This window comes from Pelagirhabdus alkalitolerans, from assembly GCF_900096905.1.
GTDB classification, from domain to species: Bacteria; Bacillota; Bacilli; order Bacillales; family Amphibacillaceae; genus Pelagirhabdus; species Pelagirhabdus alkalitolerans.
On record NZ_FMYI01000002.1, the window covers coordinates 168718 to 188028 of the forward strand.

The following is a 19311-nucleotide window of genomic DNA, read 5'->3' on the forward strand; positions in this document are numbered from 1 at the left end:
AGTGGAATTACTACATTTAGATCTACAGTTTTTCTCTGGTGAAAAAACAGAGAAAGCAACCCCTAAAAAACGTCAAGATACACGTCAGAAAGGTCAAGTCGCTAAATCACAAGAAATAAACACCGCCATTTTACTTTTCTTTATGTTTATTGCGTTTATGGTCATCGGATCTTTTTGGCATGAACGTTTCACTGGTTTATATGAGCATGTATTCACAGAATATGTTTTATGGGATTTAACACCTGATACACTGCACACTATTTTTGTTGAGGTTATTGGGTATATGGCTTTAACTATTGCTCCGGCAATGGGAGTTGCGATTGTGGCGGGCCTTGCATCTAATTTAATGCAAGTCGGTTTTTTATTTACAACAGAACCTCTTCAGTTTAAATTAGATAAAATCAATCCCATTTCGGGCGCTAAGCGTGTGTTCTCAGCAAGAGCCATTGTAGAGTTACTAAAATCAATTTTAAAAATCACAGTTATAGGAACTGTGACATTTTCAATTATATGGATGAATCGTGGCGATATGTTAATGCTCGCAAATGGAAATATAGATGGAGCTTTAAGTTTTTTTAGTTCTACTGCTATTTCTATGGGCATATATGCATCTTTAGCCTTACTTTTTTTGGCGGCTTTGGACTATACTTACCAACGCTACGATCATGAGAAAAACATTCGAATGTCCAAAAATGATATAAAAGATGAGCACAAGAACATTGAAGGGGATCCTTTAATTAAATCAAAAATTAAGGAGCGTCAACGCCAAATGGCAACGAAGCGAATGATGGATGAAATTCCAGATGCTGACGTTGTTATTACAAACCCTACTCATTATGCTGTAGCTATTAAATATGATGAAGATAAATCAGATGCCCCGTATGTTGTTGCTAAAGGTGTTGATTATGTCGCCTTTAAAATTCGTGATGTAGCGAAGAATAATCAAGTTATGATTGTAGAAAATCGTCCTTTAGCAAGAGCATTATACAGTGATGTTGAAATCGATCAGGTGATTCCTGAATCATTCTTTCAAGCCGTCGCAGAAGTGTTAGCTTATGTTTACCAAGTGGAGAAAAAAGCTTAACATTAATTGCAATAAAAGATATAAAGGCTCAAATAAATTATAAATTGAGTTATTTTAAGATCCTTTTTCAAATAAGGAGAGAAAAAAATGAAGGCAAAAGACATATCGGTACTTTTATTTGTTATAACGATTATTATTATGTTGATCATCCCGCTTCCGGGTTGGTTACTTAGCTTGTTGATATTAACCAATATATCTTTAGCACTCGTTGTTATTTTAGTCGCTATGAATACTAGTGAACCTTTGCAATTTTCTATATTACCATCCCTACTCTTATTATTAACTTTATTTAGATTAGGATTAAACGTATCGACCACAAGATCGATCCTAGGTGAAGCGGATGCAGGGAATGTTGTTGATACATTTGGTACGTTCGTTATTGGTGACAGCCCTTTAGTCGGGTTTGTTGTGTTTGTAATCTTGGTTATTATTCAATTTTTAGTTATTACAAAGGGTAGTGAACGTGTTTCTGAAGTGGGTGCACGATTCACATTAGATGCGATGCCAGGTAAACAGATGAGTATCGATGCTGATTTAAATGCAGGTTTAATTAATGAACAACAAGCCAAACAAAGACGTGAAAAAATAGAACGAGAAGCTGACTTTTATGGTGCAATGGACGGTGCGAGTAAGTTCGTAAAAGGAGATGCTATAGCAGGTATTGTTATTGTTCTAATCAATATCGTGTTTGGTTTAGTTATCGGAATGCTTCAATTGGGAATGACATTTCAAGAAGCGATTAACACTTATATGCAGTTAACGGTTGGGGATGGATTAGTCAGTCAAATTCCGGCATTACTTATTTCAACTGCTACAGGTATTGTCGTGACAAGAGCAGCATCTGAAGGGAATTTAAGTAGTGATGTAACTGGACAGCTGTTACAATTCCCTAAACTTTTATATATTGCTGGTGGCACGATTTTTCTATTTGGTTTAACACCGATTAATTTTTGGTTAACGACAATGATTGCAGTTATTTTAATTGGTGGAGGTATTCTCCTTGAACGTCCAGCTAAAGAAATTGTATATGACGAACAGGAGGAAGAAGAACAACAAGCTAGTGATCAAATTAAATCACAAGAAAATGTTGTTGATCTGATTAGTATGGATCCGATTGAATTTGAATTTGGATATGCTTTAATTCCGCTAGTCGATGCCAGTCAAGGTGGCGACTTAATGGATCGTATCGTCATGATTAGACGTCAGCTGGCAATTGAGTTTGGAATTGTGATACCAGTCGTTCGTATTCGAGATAATATTCAACTATCACCTAATGCTTATCAACTTAAAATAAAGGGTAATGAAGTAGCATCAGGTGAACTTATTTTGGATCACTATTTAGCAATGGTACCTGATCAAGAGGATGACGAGTTAGATGGTATCGAAACACAAGAACCTGCTTTTGGCTTACCTGCTAAATGGATCCGCGAAGAAGCAAAAGATGATGCTGAGCTGTCCGGTTATACAGTCGTAGATCCGCCATCGGTTGTTTCGACTCATATTACGGAAGTCATTAAACGACACGCTCATCAGCTATTAGGACGACAAGAAACAAAACAACTGATCGATCATTTAAAAGAATCATATCCAATATTGGTAGAAGAGGTAACACCAGAACCATTAAGCATAGGAGATGTTCAAAAAGTTCTAGCAAAATTACTAAGAGAGCAAGTATCTGTTCGTAATTTACCCGTTATTTTTGAAACGCTTGCTGATTTTGGTAAGATGACGAATGATCCAGAGCTTTTAGGCGAATATTGTCGACAGGCTTTAGCGTCTCAAATTACGAAACAATATACAGAAGGTTCAAAATCACTGCGCGTCATTACGGTAGCTGGTGAGGTAGAACAAATGATTGCTGACCATGTTCAACAAACTGAACATGGAAATTACCTAGCATTAGATCCAGACAGTCAACAACGTATCATTCGTTCAGTAACAGATAAAGTTGAAAAAGCATCGCTACAAGAAGAAATACCAATCATATTATGCTCACCTACAATACGCATGTATATGAAACAATTACTCGATCGCTTTTTCCCACATGTCGTTGTCTTGTCTTATAATGAATTAGAACCGAATCTAGATGTTCAAAGTGTTGGGGTGGTGAAAGCAGGATGAAGGTAAAAAAATATACGGCACCGACAATGCCTGAAGCTATGAAAAAGGTAAGAGCAGAGCTTGGACAAGATGTTGTCATCTTAAATTCAAAAACGATTCAAACAGGTGGTTTTTTAGGGTTATTCAAGAAAAAGCAAATTGAAGTCGTCGCTGCCGTTGAACCAGAACCCGTTAAAAAATCATCGATACAACCTAAAAAAGAAGTAAGTTTCTCATCAAGAGAAAAGAAATCGGCTTCAAATGAACAAAATCAAACAGTTGTATTAGAAGAACTAAGATCGCTAAGACAATGGATTGAATCTCAATCACAAGAGAGTGATACTGTTTACCCAGCTGCGTTTGAGTCATTAATTAATGATTTAACTGAACAAGATGTCAGTCTCGATATAGCTAAAGAAGTAGTAGATGAAGTGTATCAATCTATTCATGAAGAAAATATAACGTATCATGAAGCAAAATCGAACTTGAAAAATCATCTTTCCTCTATTTTTGAAACGTATCAGTCAGGTGAAGTGAAGCATGATAAGAAATTCATTCATTTAGTAGGGCCTACTGGTGTAGGAAAAACAACGACCATTGCTAAGCTAGCTGCTAATAGTTTATTAAATGAACATAAAAAAGTAGCGATGATTACGACCGACACATACAGAATTGCTGCAATTGAGCAGTTAAAAACATATGCTAAAATCTTAAATATTCCAATTGAAATTGCTTATACCATTGATGATTACAAACAAGCACGTGATCAATTCAAAGATTATGATGTTGTGTATGTAGATACAGCTGGACGAAATTTCAGAGACTCAAAGTATGTAGAGCAATTAGGTGAAATTGTTGATTTAAAACATGACATTGATACATATCTTGTGTTGTCTTTAACAACTAAGCCAGATGATTTAATGGAAATATATGACCAATTTCATAAGGTTCCCCTTAAAAAATTAATTTTTACTAAAATTGATGAAACAGCCACTTATGGTGTCGTTTTAAATTTAGTCAAGAAAAACCATATTGGTGTTGCTTATATGACAAATGGTCAAGATGTACCAGATGATATTAAATTGGCTAAACCGTCTTATTTAACGGAATTACTGTTGAGGTTCGATGATTATGACTCATAACGACCAAGCAAGTCAGTTAAGACAAAATGTTCATCGCCATCATGCAAAAATAGCTAAAACGATTGCTGTTGTAAGTGGAAAAGGTGGTGTTGGAAAATCAAATTTCACTCTAAATTTCGCCTTGACATTAGCTGAGAAAGAAAAATCTGTTTTAATTGTTGATTTGGATATAGGGATGGGTAATGTTGACATTTTACTCGGTGTTCAGTCAAATTATTCAATTGTTGATATGTACGAGAATCATTTGTCAATTCATGATATTATAGAAGTAGGTCCAAATTCTCTTTCGTATATTGCAGCGGGATCTGGGCTTTCAAATGTGTTTCATATGGATCAAAATAAATTTAATTACTTTTTAGAACAGTTTGAGGCTCTGACCTATGAATATGATTACATATTTTTTGATATGGGAGCCGGGGCGACAGATGATAGCTTAAGTTATATTTTAGCAGCTGATGAGTGTATCGTTGTAACAACACCTGAACCGACATCTATGATGGATGCTTATGCTATGATCAAACACATTTATCAACGAAATATGGAGTTACCTTTTTATGTTTTAATTAACCGAGCGGAATCAAATAAAGATGGCAAAGCAATTTTAAGTCGTTTGCAAAAAGTAACAGAACGATTTTTATCAACATCTTTACGACCGTTAGGAATAATTCCTTATGATAAAGTGGTATCAAAAGCAGTGATTCAGCAAGTCCCGTTCACACAATTCGATTCATCATCAAAAGCTTCAAAATCGATTCAATTATTAACAGATCAATATTTATCTGGAGAAATTAATATTGATCACAAATCGCCTTCCTCATTTATTTCACGGTTAAAATCATTCATAAAAGAGAGGTAGATGGTTATGGAACGAATTAAAGTGCTTGTTGTTGATGATTCAGCTTTTATGCGTAAGATGATCTCAAACATTTTAAACGATCATGTAAAAATCGAAGTAATAGCAACAGCGAGAAATGGTCAAGATGCTTTAGGTAAAATAAGGGAACTTGATCCTGACCTTGTTACTCTAGACATTGAAATGCCAATAATGGATGGTATCACGACCTTAAAAGAAATCATGAATAAGTTTCCTAGACCTGTAATTATGCTTTCTAGTTTGACAAAAGAAGGGGCAGATAAAACCGTTGAGTCAATGGAATTAGGGGCTGTTGATTTTATTGGAAAACCTTCTGGGTCAATTTCTCTAAACATTAAGGACATTGAATCCGAAATAATAAGTAAGGTTTTACACGGTGCTAAGGTGAAAGCAAATGAGATGAAACAATCTCCAAACCCTTCACCAGCGATTAAACCGATTGATCAAAAACGGATTCCATTTATGAATCAAAAGACTCAATCATTGATTGGAATTGGCACCTCAACGGGTGGACCCAGAGCCTTGCAACAAGTGGTCACACGATTTCCAAGTAATATTCCTGCTCCAATTGCGATTGTTCAACATATGCCAGCTGGATTCACTAAATCCTTAGCTCAACGGCTCGATCAATTGTCACAAATTAAAGTGAAAGAAGCAGAAGATGGAGAACGATTAGAAAATGGAGTCGCTTATATTGCGCCTGGGGGATTTCAATTTAGAGTTGTTCAAACATCAAGCGGTTATAAAGCATCGGTTAAAAAGGAAGCGCACACTTCCATTCATCAGCCTTCTGTTGATGTATTGTTTGAGTCTTTAGCTGAACTGACACAAACAGATATAATTGCTGTTGTAATGACAGGTATGGGGGCTGATGGGACTAACGGTATTATTGAAATGAAAAAAGCAAATCCAAACACAATTGTAATATCTGAAGATGAAGAAACATGTGTTGTCTATGGAATGCCTCAAGCTGCAATGAAAACAAAACAAGTTGATTTTGTTGAGCCATTACCCCGTATATCAGATGCAATTGTTAATCAATTGAAAATTAGAGGTGAATAGCATGGAGATGAATGAATATCTTGACGTATTTATTGAAGAAAGTAAAGAACACATCCAGTCATTAAATGATCAAATTTTAGAACTTGAGAAGGATCCTACAAACATTGACATTGTTAATGAGATTTTTCGTTCAGCACATACACTCAAAGGTATGTCTGCGACGATGGGGTTTCAAGATTTAGCTGATTTAACGCATAAGTTAGAGAATGTTCTTGACGGTGTAAGAAACGACAAATTGACGTTAAACACAGAAATCATTGATGTCATATTTAATGCGGTTGATGACCTAGAAGCAATGGTATTAGATATCATTGAAGGAGGCGAAGGTAAAAAAGATGTCTCGAAGCTTGTTAACCAATTACAAGCGATTGAAAATGGTGATTTTAAGAATGATTCTTCAATTGAAGGTCAAAAAACAGAACAACCTGAACAAAAAGTGACGCAAGCTACTAAAAGTGAGACTCAATTAGATCAATTTGAATTAACAGTTCTTGAGCAATCTAAAGAGAGTGGATTTAACAATTATGAAATTACAGTTGAATTGCAAGAATCGACTTTATTAAAAGCAGCTCGGGTTTATATGGTATTTGAAATTCTAGAGCAAGTAGGCGAGGTCATCAAATCAACCCCTACTGTTACTGAATTAGAGGATGAAAATTTTGATTATGAATTTACTGTTATTTTAGTTTCAAAAGAAGATAACGATGCCATCCAACAAAAGATTATGAAAGTTTCAGAAATTGAAAAAGTAACAGTATTAGATTTTGCTATAGAAAATCAACAAACTGAAACGTCACAAGAGACGAAGAAATCAAGTGAAGAGGCTGCAGAACAATCATCAACAGCTCCAGCTGAGAAGTCTAATTCAGATCAAAATAAAGAATCTTCAAAAGGACAAATGGCTAGTAAGACCATTCGTGTTAATATCGATCGCTTAGATGCCTTAATGAACTTATTTGAAGAGTTAGTCATTGACCGTGGTAGACTTGAGCAAATTTCAAGTTCTCTTCGTAATAATGAATTACAAGAAACAGTTGAGCACATGACACGTATTTCTGGTGATTTGCAAAACATTATTTTAAACATGCGTATGGTGCCAATTGATCAAGTATTCAATCGTTTCCCTCGTATGGTCAGACAACTTGCTAAAGATTTAAACAAAAAAATCGATTTGCAAGTTTATGGCGCTGAGACGGAACTTGATCGAACAGTCATAGATGAGATTGGTGATCCACTTGTTCACTTGATTAGAAATGCGCTTGATCACGGTATTGAAATGCCAGAAGAGCGAGTTAAGAAAGGTAAACCTGAAGAGGGTGTTCTTAAACTTAATGCCTATCATAGCGGTAATCATGTCTTTATCGAAATTTCAGATAATGGCGCGGGTATTGACCGTGACAAAGTGATTGAAAAGGCGATTAAGAATAATGTCATTACGCGTGAACAAGCTGCATCATACTCCGATCAACAAGTCTATCAATTGATTATGGAAAGTGGTTTTTCAACGGCTGATCAGATATCGGATATTTCAGGACGCGGTGTTGGATTAGATGTTGTGAAGAATACTATCGAATCACTTGGTGGTAACATAACCATTCAATCGACGTTAAACGAAGGTTCAATGTTCTCTATTCAACTTCCACTTACATTGTCAATTATTTCGGTAATGCTTACAGAGGTGGAAAATGAAAAATACGCTATTCCATTATCTTCTATAATTGAAACAGCTATTGTTCATAAGAAAGATATAATGCGAGCACATAACAAACAAGTTATCGATTTTAGAGGAAAAGTTGTACCACTTGTATCGCTCAAGAATGTCTTTAGTGTACCTGGTGATCGTGAAGAAGATGATTACTACTCTGTCGTGATTATAAGGCAAGGTGATAAGATGGCAGGTTTGATCGTTGATACATTTATTGGTCAGCAAGAGGTCGTTTTAAAATCACTAGGAAACTATTTATCCGATATCTTTGCTATCTCTGGTGCAACGATTCTAGGTGATGGTCAAGTTGCGCTAATTGTCGATACGAATGCATTAATTAAATAGGAGGTATAAGAATGGCTGATGTTACAACAGATTACATTAAATCGATAGTCTTTCAATTAAATGATGAAGAGTATGCAATGCCTGTAGACTTGGTAGGTTCAATTGAAAGAATGATGCATATTACACGTATACCTGGAGCACCTTCATTTGTGAAGGGGGTTTTGAACCTAAGAGGTGTCGTTACACCTATACTAGATTTAAGGGAACGTTTTGGTTTTGATGAACAAGAAGAGACAGATAGCACTCGTACAATTATAATCCATCACAATAATATGGATGTTGGTTTGATTGTTGATGCAGCTTATGATGTGATCGATATTCCAAAAGAGAAAATTGAACCTGCACCTGAAGTTGTTGGTTCTGTTCAAATTGAATATATTGATGGCGTGGCTAAATTAGATGACCGATTACTTATTCTTTTAAATATTGATAAAATACTCGCTAATGAGTCTATAACAAATTTATCAGAAGCGAAAGGTTAGTAGGTGACATATGTCTTTTATTGAATCATTAACCAATTATCAATTGGATGCATTAAAAGAAGTCGGTAATATCGGTGCAGGTAATGCGGCAACATCCCTTTCCATGTTATTAAATCACAAAGTAGATATGAAAGTTCCAGCTGTAAGAGTGGTTGATTATGATGAAATGATGGATCTCGTTGGTGGCGCTGAGACATTAATCGCTTCTGTTTTTTTACGAATCGAAGGTGATGCACCTGGAAATATGTTTTTTGTTTTAAAACCTGAAGAAGCAGATACATTTGTTAGACAAATGGTTGGGTCTGATACGTTTAAGATCTCTGAACCTCCACATGATGAAATGGCACTATCTGCTTTACAAGAAATAGGAAACATATTAGCAGGATCATACTTGTCCGCTCTATCTGATTTTATTCATATCTCATTACAACCATCGGTTCCTGTGTTAGCGATTGATATGGCTGGTGCTATTTTAGCAGAAGGGTTGTTAGAAATCTCGCAAGTTAGTGACTATGCCATTATTATAGATACAATTATTGATGATCATGATGATGATAATGAACCGGTTAGAGGACACTTTTTCTTACTACCTGATCCCGATTCATTCCCAAAAATTTTTAACCAGCTAGGTGTTGAAGATCAGTGAAAGTTATAGAACATACGGTTATAAAAGTAGGCATCGCAGATTTAAAGTTTGCAAAATCCCCTGATAGATTACGCACATCAGGTTTAGGTTCATGTGTAGGTGTCGTTGTCTATGATACAACAGCAAAATTAGCAGGTATGGCTCATGTTATGTTGCCTGATTCAACTTCTGCAAAAAACAAAGACATTAACCCTCATAAATATGCAGATACATCATTAAAAGAGTTGATTGATACGCTGCTCACTCAAGGTGCTAAGAAATATGCACTGAAAGCAAAAATGGCAGGCGGCGCTCAGATGTTTTCATTTAGTTCATCTAATGATATGTTAAGGGTAGGTAAGCGGAATGTTGAAGCAGTGAAAGCTATCCTTGAAGATTACCGTATTCCGATAGTGTCAGAAGACGTTCATGGAAGCAGTGGTCGAACGATCGAATTTTCAATTGATCAAGCAACACTTGAAGTTCGAACAGTAAGTGAAGGGACGAAGGAGATATAATGAAAGCGAGGCGATTGGGATGGAAAATGATACAACGACGATCAATCATCTCTGGGAAAAGTGGATTGAACAAAGAGATACATCAATTGCCAATCAACTCGTCGAACATTATTTGTATTTGGTTGAGTATCACTCACAACGAATTGGCGCCCATTTACCTAAAAATGTCTCAAGAGAAGACGTCTTTAGCTTAGGTTTATATGGCCTTTATGATGCCTTACAAAGATTTCAACCTGAAAGAGATCTGAAATTTGATACCTATGCTTCCTTTCGGGTTAGAGGCGCTATTATGGATGGATTAAGAAAAGAAGATTGGTTGCCTCGTTCAACTAGAGATCGGGCAAAGAGAATTGAAGAAGCGCAACAAGTTTTAACTCAACAATTGGAAAGAGAACCGACCTCACAAGAAATAGCGAGTCACATAGGGTTATCGGTAGATGATGTGACGTCTAGCTTTAAAGACATATGGTTCGGTCATTTATTGTCAATGGAAGAAAAAACTAACGATGAGTCGAGTGAATTTAAAGAGGGTATCGGTTATACAGTTAAAGATCAGAATGAACCATCACCTGAGGATGCATTGCTAAAGCAAGAAACCGTTAGTGAATTAGCTGAATCGATTCAAGAGCTAAATCAAAATGAACAAATGGTGATCAGTTTATTTTATCAGGATGAGTTAACTTTTACTGAGATTGGTCATGTTTTATCATTAACCACATCACGAATTTCTCAGATTCACAAACAAGCCCTATTTAAGTTGAAGCACACTTTATCTAACCATTAATTTAAGATTAAGGGGATAGACATTATGGAGGCTATTAAAGATTACTTTGAATTATTAGTATCTGAGGATTATATGTCCGCATCCGTTCAGATGCGGCAAGAATATGATCCTGCTGATTTGACGAAGGACGAGTTTATAAGTTGGCTAAAATCGGAAAAAATTACATATGGATTAAATCAACAATCAATAGATTTAATTGTGAATACATGTAGCGAGGATATTTTTCCAATTAATGTTGCTCAAGGAACTGAACCGATTCATGGTATTGATGGAAAAATTGACTATGTTTGTGATCAAGATAATTATTTTGACGAGGATGAAAAAAGAGATTTTAGAGATGTGAAAAAAATTCCATCCCTTGAAGAGGGTGAAAAAATCGCCATTCTGACAGATCCCGTTAAAGGAAAGTCTGGCCATACCATTTTCGGCAAAAAACTTCCGGCGAAAAAAGGGAAACCGATAAAATTACGTCCTGGGAAAAATGTTCGCTATGATGAAGAGAGTAAAACATTTTTTGCTACAGAAGTAGGCCAACTTAGTGTCGGAAGTAGCAAAATCAACGTGTTTAATACATACGAAGTCAGTCAAGACCTATCAATGGAAACAGGTAATGTATCGTTCGTTGGTTCTGTCATTGTTAGAGGCAATGTTCCTGCCGGGTATCGTGTAGAAGCTGATGGAGATGTTCATATCTATGGCTTAGTTGAAGCGGGGCATATTGAAGCAGGGGGTAATGTTGTAATTACTGAAGGTATTGCTGGCTTGAAAAAAGGCTCGATCAAAGCAAATGGAGATGTAACAATTGGCTACATTAATCAAGCTCATGTTCATGCAGAACATAATATAAATGTTCAAAACTCAATCATGCATAGTCAATGTGTGGCAAAACAACATATTTACTGCCAATCTGGAAGTATTGTTGGCGGGTCATGCTCAGCAGGTAAAACGATTGAAGCAAAAGATATAGGTAACAAAATGGATACAAAAACAGAAGTAGCTATAGGTGTAGACCAAGAACAATTTCAATTGGAAACGAAATTAAATGCAGCCAAAGACACATTAATAAGTGAAATTGAAAAATTAAAAACATTAGGTCAAAACCTTGAAGAAAAAGCGAAAAAGACCGGTGGATTATCATCAAAAGAACGCATTTTTTTAATTAAACAAAAAAACACACTGCAACAGACAGAAGGAAAACTTGATCAAATCAATGAGCGCATTGAGTCTCTTCATGTTCAAATAGGTGATGAAGATCGGGCAAAATTGATTGTTAAGGGAACACTACATGAAAACGTTGATCTTTGTTTCGGTAAATATCAACAGACTACCACGAAACCATACAAGTTCTCACAAGTATTTATAGAAGAAGGCGAAATAAGTATTTCACCACTATAAATGAAAGGATCTGGTGTGAATGGGGTTAAAAGGTATTGAAATGCAAATCGCATTGCCGAGAACTCAAGAGATGGGGAAAATCCAAGAACAAATTCAACAACGAAGTCAATTTATGCAAGACACCATCTCAAACGCGCAGCAACAATCAGAAGAAGTGAAAAGGCGAACCGTCAATGATCTGAATCAAAGTGATGAACTTAAAAATGAACAGCGTGATAACAATCAAGAGGAGTCGTCACCTAATCGCAAACAAAAGAAAAAAGAATCAGAAACATTTATCAATCACCCTTATTTAGGTAAACGAATTGATATTAATAGTTAAGAGGGATTTTCATGATTTATATATTACTGTTTATTAGCTTTATTATTCATGCAGTAACTTTCATTATAATTAAACAGCTGATCGTTAAACTTGATAAACCAGATCAAGTCAGGGATCAATTATCAGAACAAAAAAAAGAAATTGAAGAACTATTGGCTGTATATCTCGTAGAAATGAGAGAAGAGAACGATCGTTTTATTGAGCTTGTAAATGATAAAGTACCAGATCAACAAACATACGAAAATGACACTGTCAGACAAACAAAACATGAGTCAAATGAAAATAAGACAGCTGAAACTAAGATAAATCCAGCTCCGTATGTTGATAATAATAAACAAAAAGCGTCAGATGAAAATTTAAAGAATGACTATAAACCACCTGAGATCAACGAACAAGACACGTATGAACAATCGTTTGCAGGTGAGGTTCTATCGTTATATAGTCAAGGGTATACAACAGATGAGATAGCTCAACAATTAAACCGCGGGAAAACTGAGGTCGAGCTGTTGGTAAAATTCCAACAAAATAAATGAAAATCTTGCACATCGATACTGTTTGTGATATAGTTACTTTTGGTGTTAATCACACACGCTTATGGATGATCAAAACGGTGCTTGTCAACGAGATAAGTTTTTTGATCGAGATGAAGTAAGCGGAGGTAAAAAACCATATAGGAGGAATAGAAAATGGCAGTTATTTCAATGAAACAACTACTAGAAGCTGGTGTACACTTTGGTCACCAAACACGCCGTTGGAACCCGAAAATGAAAAAGTACATTTTCACAGAAAGAAACGGTATTTACATCATCGACTTACAAAAGACAGTTAAGAAAGTTGATGAAGCGTATAACTTTATTAAAGGTGTTGCAGAAAACGGAGGAAATGTTTTATTCGTTGGTACGAAAAAACAAGCGCAAGAATCTGTTAAAGATGAAGCGATCCGTTCAGGTCAATACTTCATTAATGAGCGTTGGTTAGGTGGTACGTTAACAAACTTCGGTACAATTCGTAAACGTATTAATCGCCTTAAATCAATCGAGAAAATGGAAGAAGACGGTACTTTCGACGTCTTACCTAAAAAAGAAACAGTTGATCTATTAAAAGAAAAAGATCGTCTTGTTAAATTCTTAGGTGGTATTAAGGAAATGAAACAAATTCCTGATGCGATGTTTATTGTAGACCCACGTAAAGAGCGCATTGCAGTTGCAGAAGCGCACAAATTGAATATTCCGATCGTTGGTATTGTTGATACAAACTGTGATCCGGATGAAATCGATTATGTTATTCCTGCAAACGATGATGCAATCCGTGCGGTTAAATTGTTAACATCTAAGATGGCAGATGCGATTTTAGAAGTTAAACAAGGCGAAGAAACAGAAGAAGCTGAATCGACAAATGATCAGCCAGAAGCTGAATCTACAGAGCAAGAATAACAAAGGTTAACGAGGTGATAAGAGGGGGACCTTTTATCACCTTTTTTAAGAGATAATGAATGATTTTAAAGGAGGAAATATAAATGGCAGTTACAGCAAGTATGGTAAAAGAACTTCGTGAAAAAACAGGCGCAGGTATGATGGATTGTAAAAAAGCCCTTCAAGAAACAGATGGTGATATGGAACAAGCCGTTGATTATCTTCGTGAAAAAGGTATTTCAAAAGCAGCTAAAAAAGCAGATCGTATCGCAGCAGAAGGCTCTGCTTATACATTAACTGATGGTAATCATGCTGTACTTCTTGAAGTGAACTGTGAAACAGACTTTGTAACTAAAAACGATCAATTTAAAGTTTTACTACAAGATCTAGCAGAACACTTATTAAGCGAAAAGCCAAGCACAGTGGAAGAAGCTTTACAACAACCACTAAAAGGTGACGGCGACACAGTTGATACGTTTATCAACAATAACATCGCAAAAATTGGCGAGAAAATCTCACTACGTCGCTTTGCAATTGCTGAAAAGACAGATGCAGATGCATTTGGTGCTTATGTACACATGGGCGGAAGCATTGGTGCTTTAACAGTTGTTGAAGGAACAACTGATGAAGCATTTGCTAAAGATGTTGCTATGCACATCGCAGCTGTAAACCCTCGTTTCGTTTCACGTGATTCAGTTGATGCAGAAACAGTTGAAGCTGAACGTGACATGCTTAAGCAACAAGCTTTAAACGAAGGTAAACCTGAGAATATTGTTGAAAAAATGGTTGAAGGTCGTTTAGGTAAATTCTTTGAAGAAATTTGTTTATTAGAGCAAAGCTTTGTTAAAGATCCAGATCAAAAAGTGAAGAAATTACTTGACGATAAAGGTGCAACTGTTCAATCATTCACACGCTATGCTGTTGGTGAAGGAATTGAAAAGCGTGAAGAAAACTTTGCTGAAGAAGTACAAAACCAAATTAATAAATAAACATTAATTGATTAGTGTTTGAGCAGAGGGAGCACATCGTGTTCCCTTTTCTTAAGCATAGATTTTCAATTGTCTCATTTTATCCAATAGTGTAAGATAGAATTAAATGCTACATAATGGAGGTAATTATGACGAAACCACGCTATAAACGAATTGTGTTAAAATTAAGTGGAGAAGCCCTCAGTGGAGAAGCGGGATACGGTCTTGAACCCAAAATTGTTCAATCGGTAGCTGAACAAGTAAAGGCCATTTCTGATTTAGGTGTTGAAATTGCTGTCGTTGTAGGCGGTGGAAACATTTGGAGAGGAAAAGTTGGTAGTGAAATGGGAATGGATCGTGCAAATGCTGATTACATGGGAATGTTAGCAACTGTGATGAATTCACTTGCGTTACAAGATAGCTTGGAAAACTGTGGTGTGGAGACACGCGTCCAAACATCTATTGAGATGCGTCAAGTTGCTGAACCTTATATAAGAAGGAAAGCAATACGTCACCTGCAAAAAAAACGTGTCGTCATATTTGCAGCAGGTACTGGAAACCCGTACTTTTCTACAGATACAACGGCCGCTTTAAGAGCTGCTGAAGTTGATGCAGATGTGATCTTGATGGCTAAAAACAATGTTGATGGTGTTTATACTGCAGATCCAAAAGTTGATCAATCTGCTGAGAAGCTTGAAGAGTTAACTTATATGAGGATGCTTAATGATGAATTAGGTGTGATGGACTCAACTGCTTCTTCACTCTGTATGGATAATGATATACCTCTATTAGTTTTCTCAATTTCAGAAGAAGGCAACATTAAACGTGCTGTTCAAGGTGAAGATATCGGAACCATAATAAGGGGGAAATAACAATGTCAGATGCAATTATTAAAGATTCAAAACAAAAAATGGAAGAAGCGGTGCAATCATTTTCTAAGAACTTAGCAACAGTTCGAGCGGGACGTGCAAATCCATCTATTTTAAATAATGTTTACGTTGATTATTACGGTGCGTCGACACCGCTTAATCAACTTTCAACGATTTCAGTTCCTGAAGCACGCTTACTAATGATTTCACCATTTGACAAATCATCTATTGGTGAGATTGAAAAAGCAATTCAAAAAGCAGATCTTGGCTTATCACCATCAAGTGATGGTAATGTTATTCGCATTCAAATTCCTGCACTAACTGAAGAACGCCGAAAAGAATTAACTAAAGTGGTAGGTAAATATGCAGAAGAGTCAAAAGTACAAGTTCGAAATGTTAGAAGAGATGCAAATGATCAACTCAAAAAGGCCGAGAAAAATGGCGATTTAACAGAAGATGATCTCAGAGCTTATCAAGATGATGTTCAAAAGATTACTGATCAATATATTGAACAAATTGATGATCTTACGAAACAAAAAGAAGATGAAATCATGGAAGTATGATCAAAATAACAAAAGAGATGACACAAAAGGCGATTCTTTTGGTTCATCTCTTTTTTTATTTAAATCGTGTTTATTAGTGAATCTATCTGTATTACATGATAAACTGTATAGAGGAAATTGACAGGTGGATTATACATATGGTGCTTTAAGTTATTGGGGGAAATAAAATGGCGTTTATAAAATGGCCTTTTCAAAAATATAATAAGAAAGATAAAGAGAATCATGAGGCTCTAAGTGTAATACCAAAACATGTTGCGATAATTATGGATGGTAACGGACGTTGGGCAAATAAGAGAAACTTACCACGTTTTGCTGGTCACAAAGAAGGAATGGACAATGTAAAACGTATTGTTAAAGCCGCAAACGCACATCAAATAGAAGTTTTAACACTATATGCGTTTTCTACTGAAAATTGGAAACGTCCGCGTAAAGAAATTGAATATATATTAAAATTACCTAAAGAATTTCTTAAAACGTACTTACCCGAGTTGATCGAACAAAATGTCAGAATTCAAACGATCGGTCACTTTGATCAACTGCCTGATTATACGAAAGAAGCTGTTGGAGATGCAATTGAACAAACAAAAGCAAACACAGGACTCATTTTAAACATAGCGCTAAATTATGGAAGTCGAGCTGAGATGGTTGATGTGGTTAAGTCGATTGCCAAAGAAGCTCAGACAAAAGATTTTAATATTGATGATGTTAATGAGCAATTTATTAATAACTATTTGTATACGTCTCAATTACCTGAGCCAGATCTGTTAATAAGAACGAGTGGTGAACAACGATTAAGTAACTTTTTATTATGGCAGTTAGCTTATACTGAATTTTGGTTTACAGATATCCATTGGCCAGCCTTTACCGAGTCGGAGTTTGAAGAAGCGTTAATGGCTTATCAAGCTCGAAAAAGGCGTTATGGTGGATTATCTTAATTAGGAAGGTGTGATAGACATGAAAATTAGAATTATTACAGCAATTGTAGCAATTCTTCTGTTTTTCCCATTTGTTATTTATGGCGATTGGCCATTTCAAGTGATAATGGTCGCCGTAAGTGGTATAGGGTTTTACGAATTATTAAAAATGCGTCATATGACACGATTTTATGTCCCAATGTTTTTATCAATGTTTCTGATGTTTACTTTTTTATTACCTAGATTTGCTGCTGTTCTATATTTAGATGATGTAGAACGTCTTTTGCTGATCACACTACTTCTATTAAGTTATACAGTTTTAGTGAAAAACCAGTTTACAATTGAGGATGCTGGATTTATGCTGATAACCGCTACTTATGTAGGAGTAGGGTTTCATTACTTTATTGAAACCCAAATGATTGGTTTACATTACATTTTCTATGTTATTATTATTATCTTAGCAACGGATACGGGTGCCTATTTTTCTGGTCGACAGTTTGGAAAACATAAACTTTGGCCAGAAATCAGTCCGAATAAAACGATTGAAGGTGCTCTAGGCGGAATTCTTTTAGCAGTTGTTGTAAGTGTAGTCTTTCATCTTTTCTTCCCAGTGCATGAATCGACATGGGTTGTTGTGATCGCATCACTACTTGCTAGTATGGTTGCCCAAATTGGTGACTTAGTAGAGTCTGCCTACAAGCGGTATTATTCAGTAAAAGACTCAGGTCGATTGCTGCCGGGTCATGGTGGGATCCTAGATCGGTTTGATAGCTGGCTATTTGTATTTCCATTTTTACATATGATTCAATTCATATCATAATGGAGCCTGATCATTTTATTGATCTAGAAATGTCTAATTAAAAGGAGAGAGTGTATTTGAACACGATAATTGCCTTTATTTTAATGTTTGGGTTACTCGTATTTGTGCATGAATTCGGTCACTTTTTATTCGCTAAAAAGGCTGGAATGCTTGTAAGAGAATTTGCGATCGGGTTTGGCCCCAAAATATTTTCGATAAAAAAATCAGAAACGCTCTATACGATCCGTTTACTTCCTATGGGTGGTTATGTAAGAGTTGCTGGTGAAGATCCTGAAATTATTGATTTAAAACCAGGACAACATATTGGGCTAACATTTAATGAACACAACCAAGTAAAACAAATTATTATTAACCATAAAGATAAGCATCCAAATGCAGAAGTCATCGAAGTAGAAGGATCGGATTTGGATCACAAATTGTATATTAAAGGAACCCTTTTAGGAGAATCAGATCCACAAACGTTCAAGGTTAGTGAAACGGCTGATTATGTGATGAACGAAGTCGAAACACAAATCGCACCTTTCAACCGTCAATTTCAAGCGAAGTCAAAATCAAAAAGAGCCATGCAATTATTTGCAGGTCCGTTGATGAATTTTATTTTGACCGTCGTGTTATTCTTTATATTGGGTGCTTTTGGTGGTATTCCGGTAGAAGAAGCTAAAATAGGAGATGTCCAACCAGGAAGCCCAGCTGAGACAGCGGGATTTGAAGCGGGGGATGAAATTGTTGAAATAGATGGTCACCCCATACAAGAGTGGTCAGATTTTCAATCCATTGTACGTGAGCACCCTAATCAAGAGTTGACAATGATTGTTTTACGCAATGGAAGCAGCGAATCAATAAATGTCGTTCCTGCAAGTCAAGAAATTGAAGACATGACGATTGGTCAAATAGGGGTTATGCAGTATCTTGAATCCTCATTGACACGCGCAGTGCCTTATAGTTTTGAACAAACATATGAGTGGTCTAAAATGATATTGGTCAATTTAGGTATGCTCGTAACCGGACAATTCTCAGTTGACATGTTATCAGGTCCAGTTGGGATCTATGATGCAACAGACCAAATTGTTCAGACGGGATTTTGGAATTTTATTCAATGGACGGCTGCGCTTAGTGTGAATCTTGGAATTATTAACTTATTACCGTTACCAGCACTTGATGGAGGACGTCTTTTGTTTGTCGGTATTGAAGCAGTTAGAGGTAAACCTCTATCAACAGAAAAAGAGGGGCTTGTTCATTTCATCGGTTTTGCTTTACTTATGCTCTTAATGCTTATTGTCACGTGGAATGATATTCAACGTTTATTCTTATAAAATTACTCATTAAA

20 protein-coding genes are annotated in these 19311 nt (G+C 36.0%); all 20 read left to right on the top strand.

The features are described from left to right. Position 1 precedes the first annotated feature (1 nt). The 20 genes from flhB to rseP all read left to right on the top strand — a co-directional run bounded on the left by flhB (position 2) and on the right by rseP (position 19297). A complete protein-coding gene (flhB, locus tag BLR62_RS03050; RefSeq protein ID WP_090793027.1) occupies positions 2 to 1084 on the top strand; it encodes a flagellar biosynthesis protein FlhB in 1083 nt (360 codons plus the stop codon). An 87-nt stretch (positions 1085 to 1171) separates the two neighbouring features. Further along, a complete protein-coding gene (gene flhA, locus BLR62_RS03055; protein ID WP_090793030.1) occupies positions 1172 to 3205 on the top strand; it encodes a flagellar biosynthesis protein FlhA in 2034 nt (677 codons plus the stop codon). Next, on the top strand, positions 3202 to 4326 hold the full coding sequence (gene flhF, locus BLR62_RS03060; RefSeq protein WP_090793031.1) for a flagellar biosynthesis GTPase FlhF: 1125 nt from the start codon (positions 3202 to 3204) through the stop codon (positions 4324 to 4326). The genes flhA and flhF overlap by 4 nt, the downstream gene beginning before the upstream one ends. Continuing rightward, on the top strand, positions 4316 to 5182 hold the full coding sequence (locus tag BLR62_RS03065; RefSeq protein WP_090793773.1) for a MinD/ParA family protein: 867 nt from the start codon (positions 4316 to 4318) through the stop codon (positions 5180 to 5182). Before flhF ends, BLR62_RS03065 begins: the two co-directional genes overlap by 11 nt. Positions 5183 to 5188: 6 nt before the next feature. Beyond that, complete coding sequence (locus BLR62_RS03070) at positions 5189 to 6262, top strand: protein-glutamate methylesterase/protein-glutamine glutaminase (RefSeq protein WP_090793776.1); 1074 nt, start codon at positions 5189 to 5191, stop codon at positions 6260 to 6262. Between the two features lies 1 nt (position 6263). Continuing rightward, the gene (locus BLR62_RS03075; protein ID WP_090793034.1) at positions 6264 to 8312 is read left to right on the top strand and encodes a chemotaxis protein CheA; all 2049 of its coding nucleotides are present in this window, start codon (positions 6264 to 6266) and stop codon (positions 8310 to 8312) included. Positions 8313 to 8323: 11 nt separating this feature from the next. Beyond that, positions 8324 to 8794 (top strand): chemotaxis protein CheW, encoded by a 471-nt coding sequence (locus BLR62_RS03080; RefSeq protein ID WP_090793037.1) that lies wholly within the window; start codon positions 8324 to 8326, stop codon positions 8792 to 8794. A gap of 10 nt (positions 8795 to 8804) precedes the next feature. Next, a complete protein-coding gene (locus BLR62_RS03085; protein ID WP_090793040.1) occupies positions 8805 to 9440 on the top strand; it encodes a chemotaxis protein CheC in 636 nt (211 codons plus the stop codon). Next, entirely contained in the window at positions 9437 to 9937 is a 501-nt protein-coding gene (locus tag BLR62_RS03090; protein ID WP_090793043.1) for a chemotaxis protein CheD, read from the top strand. The genes BLR62_RS03085 and BLR62_RS03090 overlap by 4 nt, the downstream gene beginning before the upstream one ends. Before the next feature lie 19 nt (positions 9938 to 9956). Beyond that, positions 9957 to 10721: a FliA/WhiG family RNA polymerase sigma factor gene (locus tag BLR62_RS03095; protein ID WP_090793046.1), complete on the top strand. Its 765-nt coding sequence runs from the start codon at positions 9957 to 9959 to the stop codon at positions 10719 to 10721. A 24-nt stretch (positions 10722 to 10745) separates the two neighbouring features. Then, complete coding sequence (locus BLR62_RS03100) at positions 10746 to 12116, top strand: FapA family protein (protein WP_090793048.1); 1371 nt, start codon at positions 10746 to 10748, stop codon at positions 12114 to 12116. Between the two features lie 19 nt (positions 12117 to 12135). Next, complete coding sequence (locus tag BLR62_RS03105) at positions 12136 to 12438, top strand: hypothetical protein (protein ID WP_090793051.1); 303 nt, start codon at positions 12136 to 12138, stop codon at positions 12436 to 12438. 11 nt (positions 12439 to 12449) lie between these two features. After that, positions 12450 to 12971, top strand: a complete 522-nt coding sequence (locus BLR62_RS03110) for a DUF6115 domain-containing protein (RefSeq protein ID WP_090793053.1) — start codon at positions 12450 to 12452, stop codon at positions 12969 to 12971. A 153-nt stretch (positions 12972 to 13124) separates the two neighbouring features. Continuing rightward, the gene (gene rpsB, locus BLR62_RS03115) at positions 13125 to 13871 is read left to right on the top strand and encodes a 30S ribosomal protein S2 (protein WP_090793056.1); all 747 of its coding nucleotides are present in this window, start codon (positions 13125 to 13127) and stop codon (positions 13869 to 13871) included. 83 nt (positions 13872 to 13954) lie between these two features. After that, complete coding sequence (gene tsf, locus BLR62_RS03120; RefSeq protein ID WP_090793059.1) at positions 13955 to 14839, top strand: translation elongation factor Ts; 885 nt, start codon at positions 13955 to 13957, stop codon at positions 14837 to 14839. A gap of 128 nt (positions 14840 to 14967) precedes the next feature. After that, positions 14968 to 15690, top strand: a complete 723-nt coding sequence (gene pyrH, locus BLR62_RS03125; protein ID WP_090793061.1) for a UMP kinase — start codon at positions 14968 to 14970, stop codon at positions 15688 to 15690. 2 nt (positions 15691 to 15692) lie between these two features. After that, positions 15693 to 16250, top strand: coding sequence for a ribosome recycling factor (gene frr, locus BLR62_RS03130; protein WP_090793064.1), 558 nt, complete (start codon positions 15693 to 15695; stop codon positions 16248 to 16250). Positions 16251 to 16417: 167 nt separating this feature from the next. Then, entirely contained in the window at positions 16418 to 17185 is a 768-nt protein-coding gene (locus tag BLR62_RS03135; protein WP_090793065.1) for an undecaprenyl pyrophosphate synthase, read from the top strand. A 19-nt stretch (positions 17186 to 17204) separates the two neighbouring features. Continuing rightward, entirely contained in the window at positions 17205 to 17984 is a 780-nt protein-coding gene (locus tag BLR62_RS03140; RefSeq protein WP_090793068.1) for a phosphatidate cytidylyltransferase, read from the top strand. 56 nt (positions 17985 to 18040) lie between these two features. After that, positions 18041 to 19297 (top strand): RIP metalloprotease RseP, encoded by a 1257-nt coding sequence (gene rseP, locus BLR62_RS03145; RefSeq protein WP_090793070.1) that lies wholly within the window; start codon positions 18041 to 18043, stop codon positions 19295 to 19297. Positions 19298 to 19311 lie beyond the last annotated feature (14 nt).

Coding starts and splice junctions, on each gene's coding strand:
- BLR62_RS03080 (WP_090793037.1), top strand. CDS start 8,324: ATGGCTGATGTTACAACAGATTACATTAAATCGATAGTCTTTCAATTA.
- flhF (WP_090793031.1), top strand. CDS start 3,202: ATGAAGGTAAAAAAATATACGGCACCGACAATGCCTGAAGCTATGAAA.
- BLR62_RS03105 (WP_090793051.1), top strand. CDS start 12,136: ATGGGGTTAAAAGGTATTGAAATGCAAATCGCATTGCCGAGAACTCAA.
- BLR62_RS03135 (WP_090793065.1), top strand. CDS start 16,418: ATGGCGTTTATAAAATGGCCTTTTCAAAAATATAATAAGAAAGATAAA.
- pyrH (WP_090793061.1), top strand. CDS start 14,968: ATGACGAAACCACGCTATAAACGAATTGTGTTAAAATTAAGTGGAGAA.
- BLR62_RS03110 (WP_090793053.1), top strand. CDS start 12,450: ATGATTTATATATTACTGTTTATTAGCTTTATTATTCATGCAGTAACT.
- rpsB (WP_090793056.1), top strand. CDS start 13,125: ATGGCAGTTATTTCAATGAAACAACTACTAGAAGCTGGTGTACACTTT.
- BLR62_RS03070 (WP_090793776.1), top strand. CDS start 5,189: ATGGAACGAATTAAAGTGCTTGTTGTTGATGATTCAGCTTTTATGCGT.
- tsf (WP_090793059.1), top strand. CDS start 13,955: ATGGCAGTTACAGCAAGTATGGTAAAAGAACTTCGTGAAAAAACAGGC.
- BLR62_RS03085 (WP_090793040.1), top strand. CDS start 8,805: ATGTCTTTTATTGAATCATTAACCAATTATCAATTGGATGCATTAAAA.
- BLR62_RS03075 (WP_090793034.1), top strand. CDS start 6,264: ATGGAGATGAATGAATATCTTGACGTATTTATTGAAGAAAGTAAAGAA.
- BLR62_RS03065 (WP_090793773.1), top strand. CDS start 4,316: ATGACTCATAACGACCAAGCAAGTCAGTTAAGACAAAATGTTCATCGC.
- flhA (WP_090793030.1), top strand. CDS start 1,172: ATGAAGGCAAAAGACATATCGGTACTTTTATTTGTTATAACGATTATT.
- BLR62_RS03095 (WP_090793046.1), top strand. CDS start 9,957: ATGGAAAATGATACAACGACGATCAATCATCTCTGGGAAAAGTGGATT.
- frr (WP_090793064.1), top strand. CDS start 15,693: ATGTCAGATGCAATTATTAAAGATTCAAAACAAAAAATGGAAGAAGCG.
- BLR62_RS03140 (WP_090793068.1), top strand. CDS start 17,205: ATGAAAATTAGAATTATTACAGCAATTGTAGCAATTCTTCTGTTTTTC.
- BLR62_RS03100 (WP_090793048.1), top strand. CDS start 10,746: ATGGAGGCTATTAAAGATTACTTTGAATTATTAGTATCTGAGGATTAT.